The organism is Micromonospora sp. MA102 (genome assembly GCF_025460765.1).
GTDB lineage: Bacteria > Actinomycetota > Actinomycetes > Mycobacteriales > Micromonosporaceae > Micromonospora > Micromonospora halotolerans.
In genome coordinates, this window is the sequence record NZ_JAMWEG010000014.1 from 131,136 (window position 1) to 145,818 (window position 14,683).

The 14,683-nt window shown below is 74.6% G+C and carries 10 protein-coding genes; 6 read left to right on the forward strand and 4 right to left on the reverse strand.

Annotation, left to right across the window (positions count from 1 at the left end; genetic code table 11):
* Positions 1 to 29 precede the first annotated feature (29 nt).
* The 3 genes from NFX44_RS24830 to NFX44_RS24840 form a co-directional block, all read right to left on the reverse strand.
* On the reverse strand, positions 30 to 962 hold the full coding sequence (locus NFX44_RS24830; RefSeq protein WP_262286000.1) for a rhomboid family intramembrane serine protease: 933 nt from the start codon (positions 960 to 962) through the stop codon (positions 30 to 32).
* A 430-nt stretch (positions 963 to 1,392) separates the two neighbouring features.
* Positions 1,393 to 2,184 carry a DUF4184 family protein gene (locus NFX44_RS24835; protein ID WP_262286001.1) on the reverse strand — a complete coding sequence of 264 codons (792 nt, stop codon included), beginning with the start codon at positions 2,182 to 2,184 and terminating at the stop codon, positions 1,393 to 1,395.
* A 22-nt stretch (positions 2,185 to 2,206) separates the two neighbouring features.
* Entirely contained in the window at positions 2,207 to 2,905 is a 699-nt protein-coding gene (locus NFX44_RS24840) for an HAD family hydrolase (RefSeq protein ID WP_262286002.1), read from the reverse strand.
* Positions 2,906 to 3,116: 211 nt separating this feature from the next.
* Between NFX44_RS24840 and NFX44_RS24845 the strand changes: the two genes are divergently transcribed.
* Positions 3,117 to 4,454: a hypothetical protein gene (locus NFX44_RS24845; RefSeq protein WP_262286003.1), complete on the forward strand. Its 1,338-nt coding sequence runs from the start codon at positions 3,117 to 3,119 to the stop codon at positions 4,452 to 4,454.
* A gap of 39 nt (positions 4,455 to 4,493) precedes the next feature.
* Here NFX44_RS24845 and NFX44_RS24850 read toward each other — a convergent pair whose 3' ends face one another.
* Positions 4,494 to 7,196, reverse strand: coding sequence for a glucosidase (locus tag NFX44_RS24850; RefSeq protein WP_262286004.1), 2,703 nt, complete (start codon positions 7,194 to 7,196; stop codon positions 4,494 to 4,496).
* A 42-nt stretch (positions 7,197 to 7,238) separates the two neighbouring features.
* Here NFX44_RS24850 and NFX44_RS24855 point away from each other — a divergent pair, with 42 nt between their 5' ends.
* The 5 genes from NFX44_RS24855 (at position 7,239) to NFX44_RS24875 (ending at position 14,677) form a co-directional block, all read left to right on the forward strand.
* Positions 7,239 to 9,182: an amylo-alpha-1,6-glucosidase gene (locus tag NFX44_RS24855; RefSeq protein ID WP_262286005.1), complete on the forward strand. Its 1,944-nt coding sequence runs from the start codon at positions 7,239 to 7,241 to the stop codon at positions 9,180 to 9,182.
* A gap of 131 nt (positions 9,183 to 9,313) precedes the next feature.
* A complete protein-coding gene (locus tag NFX44_RS24860) occupies positions 9,314 to 10,639 on the forward strand; it encodes a glycosyltransferase family 4 protein (protein WP_262286006.1) in 1,326 nt (441 codons plus the stop codon).
* Positions 10,640 to 10,715: 76 nt separating this feature from the next.
* A complete protein-coding gene (locus tag NFX44_RS24865) occupies positions 10,716 to 12,737 on the forward strand; it encodes a serine/threonine-protein kinase (RefSeq protein ID WP_262286007.1) in 2,022 nt (673 codons plus the stop codon).
* A 201-nt stretch (positions 12,738 to 12,938) separates the two neighbouring features.
* Complete coding sequence (locus NFX44_RS24870) at positions 12,939 to 13,748, forward strand: metal-dependent hydrolase (protein ID WP_262286008.1); 810 nt, start codon at positions 12,939 to 12,941, stop codon at positions 13,746 to 13,748.
* A gap of 5 nt (positions 13,749 to 13,753) precedes the next feature.
* Positions 13,754 to 14,677 carry an amidohydrolase family protein gene (locus NFX44_RS24875; protein ID WP_262286027.1) on the forward strand — a complete coding sequence of 308 codons (924 nt, stop codon included), beginning with the start codon at positions 13,754 to 13,756 and terminating at the stop codon, positions 14,675 to 14,677.
* The last annotated feature ends 6 nt before the right edge of the window (positions 14,678 to 14,683 follow it).

Below are 14,683 nucleotides of genomic sequence, written 5' to 3' on the forward strand. Positions count from 1 at the left end.
TCTCAGCTACTTCGGTGGTGCCGCGTCGCTCAGCCGGTGAGCTCCAGCGACTTGAGCACCACCAGCGCGAGCAGCAGCACGGTCAGCGCGACCACCGTCGCCGTCTGGACGGCTGTCCGCCGCTTCGCCGGGGCGTACGCGAACCCGAAGCCGACCAGGCCGCCGGCCAGCAGGCCGCCCAGGTGCCCCTCCCAGGAGGTCCAGCCGGCGGAGAGCACCATCCAGATCACGAACGGGACGAGCACCCGTTGCGGCTCGATCGGATGGTGGTGCAGCCGCCGGGCGAGCACCACGTAGCAGCCGGCCAGGCCGTAGACCGCGCCGGAGGCGCCGACCGCCGACTGGTCCGGGGAGACCAGGAAGCCCAGGACCCCGCCGCCCAGCGCGGAGAGCAGGTAGACGGCCAGGTACCGGCCGTGCCCCAGCCGGTCCTCGACCACCCGGCCGAGCACCCACAGCCACCACAGGTTGAACGTGATGTGCAGGAAGCCGAGGGCGCCCTGGGTGGGCAGCAGGTGCAGGAACGACGAGGTGAGGAGGCGGTACCACTCGCCGTGCGCGATCCCGACCGGCTCGTACCCGGGGCGGGCGACGCCGTCGTCGACGTAGCGCTGGCCGGCGTCGTCGACCAACCCGGTGCCCAGGCTGTCGAACTGGTCGAGCACGGCCGGATGGACCAGCTCGACCAGGTACGCCAGCACGATGAGGGCGATCAGCGCGTACGTCACCAGCGGGCGGGTGACCGGCCGGCCGCCGAAGACCGTCCGGGCCTGGCGGACCGTGCGGTTGTCCGCCCGGACGCACTCCGGGCAGCGGTGGCCGACCGGCGCCTCGCGCATGCAGTCGGGGCAGATGTGGCGGTCGCAGCGGCTGCAGCGCAGCAGCGTCTCCCGCTTCGGGTGCCGGTAGCAGGTGCTGGCGGCGTTCTCGGCGGGCGGCTGGCCGGTGCTGGTCATGTCCATGCGGATGCGGTCCTGGCTGTGGGGGCGGGCGGGAAGTTTCCGCTGCCGGATCCTCGCACGGAGTCGGGTCGGCGCACCGCCCCGGTCCGGTCGGTCCGCACGGGTCGTGGAGGTGGCCGGACGGGTCAGGACCGGGTCCGCAACTCCCCGGTCCTGACCCCAGCCGTCCGGCGTGGTAGCGGTCTTCGCCGTCTGCAGCACGGCGGGCGTGGCACGCCGCCAACGCCGGGCTCAATACGGCGAGCCGGCCCGCCTGCACTCAGCTCCACGGTGCCCAACTACCGGACTTCGGCGCGCCCCCGACTCACCCCGAAGAGGCGTGGACGCGGGCTCAGGTTAGGCAGGTTCTCGCAGGTGGAACAAGGTCAGGCGGGCCCGGGAGAATGTGATTGATACCAACGTTGAAATACGGCATGTCGGCGTAACAGGGTCAGCCGGACCAGCGCTGTTGGCTTTCGAGGCGAGGGCTGCGCGCCACGTCCGGCGGGGGCCCGGTCAGGGCCCCGGCCGCGGCCGCCCCGGCGATCAGCGCGACCGCCGCGAGGTGCAGCAGGCGCACCCCGGCCGGCGCCGGGACGGTGGCCGCCGGCAGGCCCGGCAGCAGGATCGTCCCGAGTCCGGTGACCGCCAGGGCGACCCCCCAGAACATCCCCGGCCGGGCCGGCGGCGCCGGCGGACGGACGCCGTCGAAGATCTCGCCCCGCCGGGCGGCGCGCACCGCCAGGACGGCGACCAGCAGGCCGCCACCGACTGTGCCCATCACGTCCGCCACCTGCCACCAGTACAGCCCGGTCAGGGCGTGGAAGTCGGCGACGCCGAGCAGGCGTGGCCACCGGCCGCTGTGGGTGACCCGGTCCCAGGCGACGTGGCTGAACGCGCCGAGCAGCGCCGAGCAGACGGTGACCTGCCAGGGGTGCCGGACGCCGGCCAGCGCGGCGTGGTCGGGCCAGCCGAACAGCCGCTGGCCGGGCAGGTGCACGGCGATCCCGGCGATCACCCGGCGGACGATCCAGGCGTAGGCGAGGGCCACCGGCAGGCACCACCAGAGCAGCCCGCCGAGGGTGTGCGTCCGCAGCCCGAGGGCGAGCCCCGTGCCGGTGAACAGGTAGCCGACGTCCGGCGCGACCGCGCCGGTGGCCAGCGCCACCCCGTCGAACCAGTGCGGCCGCCAGAGCTTCAGCGGCAGCACCGGCGCCAGGTGCGAGGGGAAGGTCAGCGGCACGCCTGGGACGTTACCCGCCGGATCAGAAGTGCCGGACCAGGTCGGGGAAGGCGGCCAGCCGGATCACCCCGGGGTCGGTCGGGTCCAGCTCGTCGTGTTCCAGCACCCAGGTGTTCTCGTTGGGGATGAGGACCGCGTTCAGGCCGGCGGCCCGGGCGGGCAGGATGTCCGAGCGCGGGGAGTTGCCGACCATCCAGGCGGCGGCCGGGTCGAAGGCGTGTTCCCGGGCCAGCCAGCGGTAGGTGTCGACGTCCTTCTCCGGCACGATGTGTGCGGCACGGAAGTGGTGCAGCAGGCCGCAGGCGTCGAGCTTGCGCTGCTGCTCCTCGCGCTCCCCCTTGGTGAGCAGCAGCAGCTCGTGCCGGGTGGCCAGGTCGTCGAGGGTCTCCGCCACGCCGGGCATCAGCTCGACCTGGTGGCCGACCAGCGCCGCCGCCAGGTCGTCGATCTCGGCGCGCTCCCGGTCGGTCGCCGGCCGCGCCCGCAGCTTCTCCAGGCACTCCCCCAGGCTGCGCAGGAAGACCTTGCTGCCGTAGCCGTGCGCGACCGCGTTGGCCCGCTCGATGTCGTCGAGCACGGTCCGGATCTCCGTCCGGTCCAGCGTCGGATGGTCCAGCCAGGTGAGGAAGTCGTCGATCACCCGCTCGAAGAGGAGGTTGTTCTCCCAGAGCGTGTCGTCGGCGTCGAAGACCAGCACCGCGGCCTCCCGGCGCTGTGGCATCGCGTACTCCTCCCGTGTGGCGGACCGGGACACGGTACTGCCTCCGGTTCGCCCCGGCAGCCGGATTTCCGGCCCCCCCGGTCGGGTCCGGGACCGACCAACAAGATCATCCCGGACCGGACGGACGGACCGTCCGAACTGGCCGAACGCCGCGCGACCAGCGGCGGGAACCCGACTGCGCCGAACCGGGTCGAGGCGGCATGCTTCGGCGATGACGACCTCACGCGATCAGCCCCGCGCGACCCCGGCCCGGCGCCGGAGTCGCCGGAGGGCGGCCACCGCCGTCGTGGCCGCGCTCGCCGCCGCGGGCGGCGCGCTCCCCCCGTCCCCCGCCCTCGGGGTCAACGCCACACACTCCACCGTGGTCGGCGCCAACCCGGCGGACTGGACGCCGCACGCGCTCGACGGGACCGTGTACCGGATCCTCCAGATCGGCAACCGGGTCTACCTGGCCGGCTCGTTCACCAAGGTCCGCAACGCCGGGCAGACCGCCCAGCTGGCGATGCCGCGGCTGGTGGCCTTCGACGCCACCACCGGCCGGATCGACACCACGTTCCGGCCCGTGGTCAACGGCACGGTCAAGGCGCTCGCCGCCGCGCCCGACGGCCGCTCTCTCTACCTGGGTGGCACGTTCACGACGGTCAACGGCGTGGCCGCACCGCGGGTGGCCCGGGTCGACGCGGCCACCGGCGCCCGGGTCGCCGGGTTCGCTCCGGCCGCGCTCAACAACCAGGTCAACGACATGCGGCTGGTCGGCAACCGGCTGATCCTCGGCGGGGCGTTCCAGACCGTCGGCGGGGTGACCCGGCGCGCCCTGGCCGCGTTGAACGCCACCACGGGCGCTGCCGACGCCTCGGTGAACCTGCGGATCGAGGGGGCCCGGAAGACCACCAGCGGCGCCACCTCGCCGGTCAAGATCGAGGCCCTGGACGTCTCCGCCGACGGCCGGCGGCTGGTCTTCGTGGGCAACTTCAGTTCCGTCGCCGGCGTGGCGCGCCACCAGCTCGCGGTCGCGAACCTGAGCGACGCCGGGGCGACGCTCTCCGGCTGGTCGACGCTCCGCTACCAGCCGCCCTGCGCCGCGTCCATGCCCACCTACCTGCGCGGGGTGGACATCTCCCCGGACGGCGCCTGGTTCGTGGCGGTCACCACGGGTGCCGCGTTCCCCGGCACGCTCTGCGACGCGGCGTCCCGCTTCGAGTTCGGCACGGAGACCGGCGGCAGGCAGCCGACCTGGGTGAACTACACCGGCGGCGACACCCTGCTGTCGGTGGCGATCACCGGCGCGGCGGTCTACGTCGGCGGTCACCAGCGCTGGCTGGACAACCCGCTCGGGCGTGACTCGGCGGGCCCGGGCGCGGTGTCCCGGCCCGGGATCGGGGCGATCAACCCGACCACCGGCAAGGCGCTGGCCTGGAACCCGACCAAGGCCCGGGGCGTCGGCACCCAGGAGCTGTACGCCACCGACCGGGGGCTCTGGGTCGGCAGCGACACCACCACGGTGGCCGGCGAGTACCACGCCCGGGTGGCGTTCTTCCCGCTGCCCTGAACGGGTGGGGCGCGGCGGTCCCCGCCGCGCCCCACACCGTCAGCGGCGCAGGGTGAGGATCAGGTCGGCCACCAGGGCGGTCCACCCGGTCTGGTGCCAGGCGCCCAGGCCGGCGCCGTTGTCGCCGTGAAAATATTCCGGGAAGCAGATCAGGTCCCGCCAGTCCGGGTGGGTCTGGAAGAGCTGGGCCGCGCCGTAGATCGGCCGCCGGCCCCAGCCGTCCCGGGTGAACAGCGAGATGAGCCGCGCGGACAGGTCGTCGGCGATCTCGTCGAGGGTGCGCTTCACCCCGGACCGGGTCGGATATTCCACCTGGAGGTCGTCGCCGAAGAAGGCGGCGTGGTCCCGCAGCGCGCTGATCAGCAGGAAATTGGTCGGCATCCAGATCGGGCCGCGCCAGTTGGAGTTGCCGCCGAACAGGCCGCTCGTCGACTCGGCCGGCTCGTAGCCGACGCTGAACTCCTGGCCGCCGAGCGTGACCGTGAACGGCTTGTCCAGGTGGGCGCGGGAGAGCGTGCGCAGCCCGTACTCGGACAGGAACTCGTCGGTGTCGAGCATCCGGGCGAGCAGGCGCACCACCTGGTCGGGGCCGACCATGGACAGCAGGCGCTGCTGCCGGCCGTCCGGGCCGAGCCGGCGGGCGCCGATCACCTCGGCGTACTCGGGGCGGTTGGTGAGGAACCAGCGCAGCCGCGCGCCCAGCTCGGGCAGCCGGCGCAGGGTGCGCGCGGTGAGCCGGGTGACCGCCGCGAGGGGCAGCAGCCCCACCACCGAGCGGACCTTCAGCGGCACCTTCGTGCCGTCGGCCTGCCGCAGCACGTCGTAGAAGAACGCGTCCTCGTCGTCCCAGAGCCCCTGGTCGTACGCGGCCGCGGCGATGTACGCGAAGTGCTCGAAGAACTTCGTCGCCGTGTCCACGTACGCCCGGTCGTGCTCGGCCAGCACGACGGCCATGTCGAGCAGGTTGAGCGCGTACATGGCCATCCAGCCGGTGCCGTCGGACTGCTCCAGCACACCGGCCACCGGCAGCGCGGCGGAGCGGTCGAACGGACCGACGTTGTCCAGCCCGAGGAAGCCGCCCTCGAAGACGTTGTTGCCGCCGGTGTCCTTCCGGTTGACCCACCAGGTGAAGTTGAGCAGCAGCTTGTGCATCACCCGGGCCAGGAACTCGTGGTCGCGGGAGCCGTCGATCTCGAACACCTTGAGCGCCGCCCAGGCGTGCACCGGCGGGTTCACGTCCCCGAACGCCCACTCGTACGCCGGGATCTGCCCGTTCGGGTGCAGGTACCACTCGCGGAGCAGGAGCAGCAGCTGCTCCTTGGCGAAGCCCGGGTCGACCCGGGCGATCGTGACGCAGTGGAAGGCCAGGTCCCAGGCGGCGTACCAGGGGTATTCCCACGGGTCCGGCATGGAGATCACGTCGAAGCTGTTCATGTGCCACCAGGCGCTGTTGCGCCCGTGGCGGCGGCCGGCCGGCGGTGGCGTGGAGCCCGGGTCGCCCTCCAGCCACCGCTTCACGTCGAAGTGGTAGAACTGCTTGCCCCACATCAGCCCGGCGATGGCCTGCCGGGCGACCAGCGCCTCGTCGGCGGTCGCGGCGCCCGGGATGACGCTGTCGAAGAAGCGGTTCGCCTCGGCGCGCCGCGCCCAGAGCACCGTGTCGAACCCGTCGCCCAGGTCGGCCGGGGGCGGGGGGTCACCCGCCGGGGGCGGTGCGGTGCGGGTCAGCCGCAGCCGGATCTGCCGCTGCCCGCCGGCGGGCACGTCCAGCACGTAGTGCAGCGCCCCCTTGGTCCCCTCCCGGTCCGGGTTGACGGTGGCCGCGCCGGCGACCACGTGGTCGTTGATCCCGTCCTTCGGGTACGCCGACCGCCCGGGCAGCCCCCACAGCCGCTCGGCGTTGGTGTCGTTGTCACAGAGCAGCGGCGTGGGCGCGCCGTCGCCCTCCAGCAGGAGCTGGCCGAGCACCCAGTGCTCCCCCACCAGCCGCGAGCCGGCACCGGTCAGCTTCGGCACCCGGTCGCCGCCGGGCAGCCCCCAGGCCCAGGTGTTGCGGAACCAGAGGGTGGGTAGCACGTGCAGGGTCTCGTCGGTGTCCCCCCGGTTGGCCACCGTGATCAGCACGCACAGGTCGGTCGGGGACGCCTTGGCGTAGTCGACGGTGACCGCCCAGTAGCGGTCGTCGTCGAAGATCCCCGTGTCGACCAGCTCGTATTCCGTGTCGTCCCGGCCGCGCAGCGCGTTCACGGCGACCAGCTCGTCGTAGGGGAAGGCGGCCTGCGGGTAGTGGTAGCGCCAGCGCATCCAGGAGTGGGTGGGCGTGGAGTCCTCGTACCACCAGTACTCCTTCACGTCCTCCCCGTGGTTGCCGCCGTCGCCGCCGAGGCCGAACATCCGCTCCTTGAGGATCGGGTCCCGCCCGTTCCACAGGGCGAGGGCGAAGCAGAACGTCTGCCGGTCGTCGCAGACGCCCGCCATGCCGTCCTCGTTCCACCGGTAGGCTCGGGACCGCGCGTGATCGTGGGGGAAGTAGTCCCAGGCCGTGCCGTGTTCGCTGTAGTCCTCCCGTACCGTCCCCCACGCCCGCTCGGACAGATAGGGACCCCATGCGCGCCAGTCCTGCTCCCCGGCGTCGGCCTGGGCGAGCCGGTGCCGCTCGGGGTCGGGGGTCGCGGAGGTCGGGCGGTCAGTGATCACCTGCACATCTTCGACGCCCCCGGGGTACTTCTCCACAGGGGCCATTGTCGTCGTGGCGGGTGACACCCCGCCGGTGGTGGAGGAAAGTTGATCGACATTCGCTTCGGTCCGCAGGTCTGCGGGGAGCTGTCCGCCTCGTCGACGCGGGAGTGGCTGGTCACCGACGGGCGGGGCGGCTACGCCATGGGCACGGTCGCCGGGCTGCGCACCCGGCGCTACCACGGGCTGCTCGTGGTGGCCGGGGAGACGCCCGCCGCCCGCAAGGTCGGCCTGGTCAGCCTCGACCCGGCGGTGACCCTGCCGTCCGGGCGGCAGGTGCGGCTCGGCGCGCACGAGTGGTCCTCGGGTGTGGTCGACCCGCGCGGCTTCGAGCTGCTGGAGCGCTTCGACCTGACCGACGGGGTGCCCCGCTGGCGCTGGCGGGTCGGCGACGTGGTGATCGAGCGGGAGATCGCCATGGCGTACGGCCGGTCCTGCGTGGCGGTGGTCCACCGGTTGGTGTCCGGCGGCCCGGTCCGGCTGGACCTGGCGGCGGCCTGCACCTGGCGCGACGCGCACGGCGAGCGGCGGGCCGACGGCCCGACCCCGCGGCTGGAGGAGGTGGCCGGCGGCGCCGTGGTGGAGGGCGCGTACCGGCTGGCCGGGCCGGGCTGGACCCCCGAGGGGCAGTGGTGGCTCGGCGTGCGCCACCGGGAGGAGGGGGCGCGCGGGCTGCACCCCGACGAGGACCTCTGGTACGCGGGCCGGTTCTCCGGCGCCCTCGACGAGCCGGGCGCCGAGGTGTCCGTGCTGGCCTGGGCGGACGACCTGGCCGAGGAGCCCCCGCCGGCCACCGCGCTGGTCGAGGCGGCCCGGCGGCGCCACCGTGCCGTGGTGGCCGCGGCGAAGCCGGACGACGACGTCGACGCGACCCTCGCGCTGGCCGCCGACGCCTTCGTGGTGCACACCGCCACCGGCCCCGACGTGGTGGCCGGCTATCCCTGGTTCGGGGCCTGGTCGCGGGACACGATGACCTCCTACGAGGGGCTCTTCCTCCGCACCAACCGCGGCGACGAGGGCCGGGAGCTGCTGCGGGCGTACGCGGCCACGCTGTCGGAGGGGATGCTCGCCAACACCGCCGACACCGGGCGGGTGGAGCACAACACCGTCGACGCGACGCTGTGGTTCCTGCACGCGGTGCACCGGCACGTCACCGTCACCGGGGACACCGACCTCGCCGTGGAGCTGCTGCCCGCGCTGGAGGCCGTGGTGGCCGCGCACGTGGCGGGCACCCGCTACGGCATCGGCGTCGACCCGGCCGACGGGCTGCTCACCCAGGGCGGGCCGCCCGACGTCGCGCTCACCTGGATGGACGCCCGCGTCTACGGGGTGCCGGTCACCCCGCGCACCGGCAAGCCGGTCGAGGTCAACGCGCTCTGGGTGAACGGGCTGGCCGGTCTCGCCGAGCTGGCCGAGCTGACCGGCCGGGACGCCACAGCGCTCCGGGCGCGGCACGCGCGGGCCGCCGCCGCGTTCCGGGAACGCTTCCCCACGCCGGCCGGCTGGCTGCACGACGTGGTCGACGCGCCGGCGCCCGCGTACCCGCTCGGCGGGGCGCCGCACCACGACGACGACCTGCTCCGCCCCAACCAGTTGCTCGCCTGGTCGCTGCCGTACGCGCCCCTCGAACCGGACGAGGCCACCCTGCGCCGGGTCACCGAGGGGCTGTTCACCCCGCTCGGGCCGCGCAGCCTCTCCCCCGACTCCCCCGGCTTCGTGGGCCGGCACCGGGGCGGCCCGGCCGACCGGGACTCCGGCTACCACCAGGGCACGGTCTGGCCCTGGCTGATCGGGCCGTTCGTCGACGCGTACCGCCGGGCCGGCCTGCCCGTCGACGACCTGCTGGTGGGGCTGGAGGGGCACCTGACCGAGTACGGCCTGGGCTCGGTGAGCGAGACCGCCGACGGGCTCGCCCCGCACGCCGCCACGGGCTGCCCGTTCCAGGCGTGGTCGGTGGCCGAGTTGCTGCGTGTCCGGCGCCTTCGCGGCTGACGCGTTACAGACCGGCAACCGGCGCGTCGCCGCTGGTTATCGAGCGCTGGGCAGGATGGGCTGCGACCCCACGACACGCCCGACGCGGTGCGCTCGGGCGGGTGCGGGAACCACAACTCAAAGGGGGCCGCATGTCCGCTGACGCCGACGTGATCGACATCCAGCCCGCCCGGCGCCAGCGGGTGCTGATCCTCTCCTGGGAGTACCCACCCGTGCTCGTCGGTGGCCTCGGCCGCCACGTGCACGCGCTCTCCGTCGCCCTGGCCGCCGCCGGCCACGAGGTCACCGTCGTCGCCCGGCACGCCGAGGGCGCCCCCCTGGAGGAGTACGCCGAGGGCGTGCGCGTCCTGCGGGCCGCCGAGGACCCGGTCCGCTTCCCGCTGGCCACCGGATCGCTGCTGGCCTGGACCATGGCGTTCAACCACACCCTCACCCGGGCCGCCCTGCGCGCCGCCGAGTCCGGCGACTACGACGTCATCCACGCCCACGACTGGCTCGTCGCGCACACCGCCGTCACCCTGGCCGAGCACCTGGACCTGCCGCTGGTCACCACCATCCACGCCACCGAGGCCGGCCGGCACCAGGGCTGGCTGCCCGAGGAGATGAACCGCACCATCCACGGGGTCGAACACTGGCTGAGCAACGCCTCGACCCGGGTGATCGCCTGCTCGGGCTACATGCGTGACCAGGTGGGGCGGCTGTTCGACGTGCCGGCCGGGCGGATCGACGTGGTCCCCAACGGGGTCGACGACCGGGCCTGGCACGCCCGCCCGCGCGCCGTGTCCGCCGCCCGCGCCCGGTTCGCCGCCGGCGGCCCGCTGGTCGGGTACGCCGGCCGGCTGGTGTACGAGAAGGGCGTGCAGCACCTGGTGCACGCCGTGCCGTACCTGCGGGACCGGCACCCCGGCCTGCGGGTGGTGATCGCCGGCGACGGCCCGTACCGGGACGAGTTGGTCGACCAGGCGCGCCGGCTGCACCTCGCCGAGACGGTCCGGTTCGCCGGTTTCCTGGACGCCACCCAGCTCCCGGCCGTCCTGGCCGCCACCGACGCGACGGTGGTCCCCAGCCTCTACGAGCCGTTCGGCATGATCGCCCTGGAGGCGGCCGCCGCGGGCGCGCCCCTCGCGGTCGCGGAGACCGGCGGCCTCGCCGAGATCGTCGAGTCCGGGGTGACCGGCGTGACCTTCCCGCACGGTGACCCGGACGCGCTGGCCGGCGCGGTCGACCGGCTGCTCGGCGACGAGGTGTTCGCCCGCCGGGTCGCCCGCCGGGCCCGCACCGTGGTCGCCGAACGCTACGCGTGGTCCGCCATCGCCGCCCGGACCGCCGGCAGCTACGTCGCCGCCCGGCGGGAACACGGCGCGTTCCAGGCCCGCCGGGCGTCGGCGCTGCTGGCCGGTGGCCGCCCCGCCATCGCCATCCCGGAGGGCAATCTGCTGGCCGGCGCCGCGAGCTGAGCGTGCCGCCCCGCAGGGGATAGGTGTTGTCCGATCCGTTGGTTATTGTGGACATCGACCAGCGGTGAGGAGTGCGGTGCAGCAGGTAATGATCGCCGGCCGGTACCGCCTGCTCGACCTGGTCGGACGCGGCGGGATGGGTCGGGTCTGGCGGGCCCGGGACGAGATGCTGCACCGCGAGGTGGCGGTGAAGCAGGTCGTGCCACCGGGCTGGCTCGCCGCGCACGAACGCGACGAGGTGCGCGGTCGGACCCTCCGCGAAGCGCGGGCGACCGCCCGGCTCAGCCACCCGAACGTGGTCCGGGTCTACGACGTGGTCCGGGTCGACGGCGACCCGTGGTTGGTGATGGAGTACGTCCCGTCCCGGTCGCTGCAGGAGATCATCGACTCGGACGGGCCGGTGGACCCGCGCCGGGCCGCCGGCATCGGGCTGGCGGTGCTGGCCGCGCTGCGCGCCGCGCACGAGGCGGGCGTGCTGCACCGGGACGTGAAGCCCGCCAACGTGCTGCTGGCCCGCGACGGCCGGGTGCTGCTCACCGACTTCGGGCTGGCCGTCTTCGACGGCGGCGACGGGATGATGACCCGCCCCGGCCTGGTCCTCGGCTCACCCCAGTACGTGGCCCCGGAGCGGGCGGCCGAGGGGGTGTCCAGCGTCGAGGCCGACCTGTGGTCGCTGGGCGCCACGCTGCACGCGGCCGTCGAGGGCCGCTCCCCGTACGCCCGCAGCACCGCCATGGCCACGCTGGCCGCGCTGGCCAGCCAACCGCCGGACCCGGCGCCGCACGCCGGCCCGCTGGCGCCGGTGCTGGTCGGTCTGCTGCGCCGCGATCCGCGGCACCGGCTCGGCCACGACGACGCGGCCCGCCTGCTGGCCGCCGCCACCGCGCCGACCGTCGACGTGCCGTGCTGGCCCGCAGCCGGCGGCGCACCGCCCGCCACCGCGCCGGGTGGGGACGGCGACACCGCGCCGGGCAGCGGGTCGGGCTGGGACAGCGGCGGGGCGGCGGCCGTGCCACCGCCGGAGCGCGCCTTTCCCGACGTGATGCCGCCGGCCGCCGCCGCCCGCGAGTGGAGCCGCGCCGCCCGCCGGAGCGAATGGGCGCCCCCGGACGACGAGGCCACCCTGCCGCTGGCCCCGAGCCAGGCCGACCGCGGTGGCGGCTCCTCGCGGCCTGCGTCGGACGCGGCCGGCCTGCCCACGTCGACCGGCGGGCCGGCCGGCGCCTTCGCGATCCCCAGCGGCGCGGCCGGCACCTTCGCCGCTTCCGGTGGGGCGGACGGCACCGCCGCCAGCACCAGCGGGGCGGCCGGTGCCGCCGACGGCGGGGACGGCCCGACGGCCTTACCCGCGGGCGAGGCCGAGTGTCCGAGCCGGCGGCGCCGGGCGGCACTGCGCCGCTTGGCGCTCGCGGCGGCGGCCGTCGTGCTCGCCGTGGCGGCGGGGGTCGGCACCGCGCTGGCGGTCACCGACGACCACGACGGCCGGCCGGCCGGCGACCCGCACGGCGAGGGGCCGGGCGAGCCCTGGGGACACCCGGCCGGACCGCCGGGCGGCCCGCCCCCCGGTGTCCCACCGCCCCCGTTCCCGTGTGTCCGGCCCGAGGCGACGGGCAACCCGGTGCGGGCCGGCTCGCCACCCGCCGACGCGGGGCTCACCCTCCCGGCCGGCTGGGTCTGGTACGCCGACTCCGCCGGCTTCCGGGTCGCCGTGCCGGCCGGTTGGCTGGAGCTGAGGTCCGGCAGCACCACCTGCTTCCAGGACCCCGCCACCCGGCGGATCCTCGGCGTCGAGCCCTACCCGGGCGGCGATCCGCTGGGCCAGTTGCGGGCGGCCGAGCGGGATCTGACCACCGACGGCCGGCTGCCCGGCTACCAGAGGGTGCGGCTGGCGGCCGCCGGCGGCGGCGCCGAGTGGGAGTGCCGCTGGACGGCCCCGTACGGGGAGCGGATGCATGCGCTGCGGGTGCTGCCCGGCGACGCCGGCGGGTGGACGCTCGGGTGGACCACCTCCGACGCCGACTGGTCCGCCTCGGCGGGGCAGCTCGCGCTGATCCGGGACAGCTTCCGGTCGGGCCGGGCCACCCGAGCGGCCGGCTGACAACCCCGGCGTCCCATCACCGACAGATAATCCGGTCCCGCCGGCCCGGAACGACATAATTCCTGATGATCCGGCGTCGCCCGCCGGGCGGCCCGTGGACCCCCCTCCCCAGTGGACCGTCCGGGTGATGCCCCGCGACCCGACGGCTAACTACAGTGGCGTAGTTTTGTCGATCAAGATCTCTGGGGAGGGCGAGCCGAGATGATGGGACCGTCCCACGCGCTGTCCGGCGCGGCGGTGTGGCTGACCGGCTCCTGGGCGCTGGACCAGTTCGCCGACTACCACCAGACGCCGCTCGCACTGGCGGTCGGCACCGCGGTCTGCGCGGGCGGGGCACTCTTCCCCGACCTCGACCTGTCCGGCAAGGTGACGCGCAACCAGGGCGGCGCCACCGTGGCGCGGACCTTCGGCGTGTTCAGCCTCTTCATCGCCGAGGTGATGGAGAAGATCTCGCTGGGCGTCTACTACGCGACCAAGCTGAGCCGGGACCCGCGCCGCAACAACGGGCACCGCACGCTCACCCACACCATCCCGTTCACCCTGCTGGTCGGCTGGGGCACCACCGCGCTCTGCGCCGCGTACGGCAAGTGGGCGGTGGTCAGCATCCTCTTCTTCATGATCGGTCTGGCGCTGCGCGGTCTCTTCGACGAGTGGGCCGAGCGGGCCGGGTGGGTGGTCGTCACGCTCCTGTCGGCGGCTGCGGCCTGGTTCACCTTCGCCAACCTGCCCGGCGACCGGGGCTATCCCCTCATCGGGACGGCGGTCGGGGTGGGCTGCTTCGTGCACATTCTCGGCGACATGATCACCAAGGCGGGGGTGCCCATCCTCTGGCCCATCCCGATCAAGCGGCGGATGTGGACGATGGTCGGGCTGCCCAACGGCATCGCCCTGCGCACCGGGAGCAAGGCCGAGACGATCGTGCTGCGCGCGGCGCTGACCGTGCTCGCCGTGCTGGCCGCGGTGGGGCTGGTCGCACCCTCGGTGCTGCACCGGTTCAACATCGAGGTGTGACGAACCTGGTCGACGACGGCGCGGGGCCGGCCGAGCACGCGACGCCGCCGGTCGAGGACGCGGCGGTGCCGGAGTTCTGGCAACGGCTCGGCCTGCCCGGGCTCGCCGACGTGCACACTCACTTCCTGCCGCCCCGGATGCTGCGCAAGGTGTGGGCGTACTTCGACGCGGCCGGGCCGCTGGTCGGCACCGAGTGGCCGATCCGGTACCGGTGGGACGACGAGGCGCGGGTGGCGCACCTGCGGCGGCTCGGCGTACGGATGTTCAGCGCGCTGGCGTACCCGCACCGGCCCGGCATGGCCGAGTCGCTGAACGCGTGGACGCTGGACTTCGCGGCGCGTACCCCGGGTTGTCTGCCCTCGGCGACCTTCTTCCCGGAGCCGGCGGCCGCGCGCTACGTGGCGGACGCCCTCGCGGCCGGCGCCCGGGTGTTCAAGGTGCACGTCCAGGTGGGCGGCTTCGCGCCGACCGACCCGGCGCTGGACGCCGTGTGGGCGCTGCTGGCCGAGGCCGGCGTGCCGGTGGTGGTGCACGCCGGACACGCCCCGGTCGGCACGGCGCACACCGGTCCGGAGTCGTTCGCCGCGGTGCTCGCCCGGCACCCCGGGCTGGCCGCGGTGGTGGCCCATCTGGGCGCGCCGGACTACACGGCCTTCCTGGACCTGGCCGAGCGGTACCGGCACGTGCGGTTGGACACGACGATGGCGTTCACCTCGTTCTTCGACCGGTTCGTGCCGTTCCCGGCGGCGGAGCTGCCGCGGCTGCGCGAGCTGGGCCTGGCCGGCAAGGTGCTGCTCGGCAGCGACTTCCCGAACATCCCCTACCCGTACGCGGAGCAGCTCAACGCGCTGGCCCGGCTCGACCTGGGCGACGACTGGCTGCGGGCGGTCTGCTGGGGCACCGCGGCCGCCCTGTTCGACCTGGGCTGACGGCCG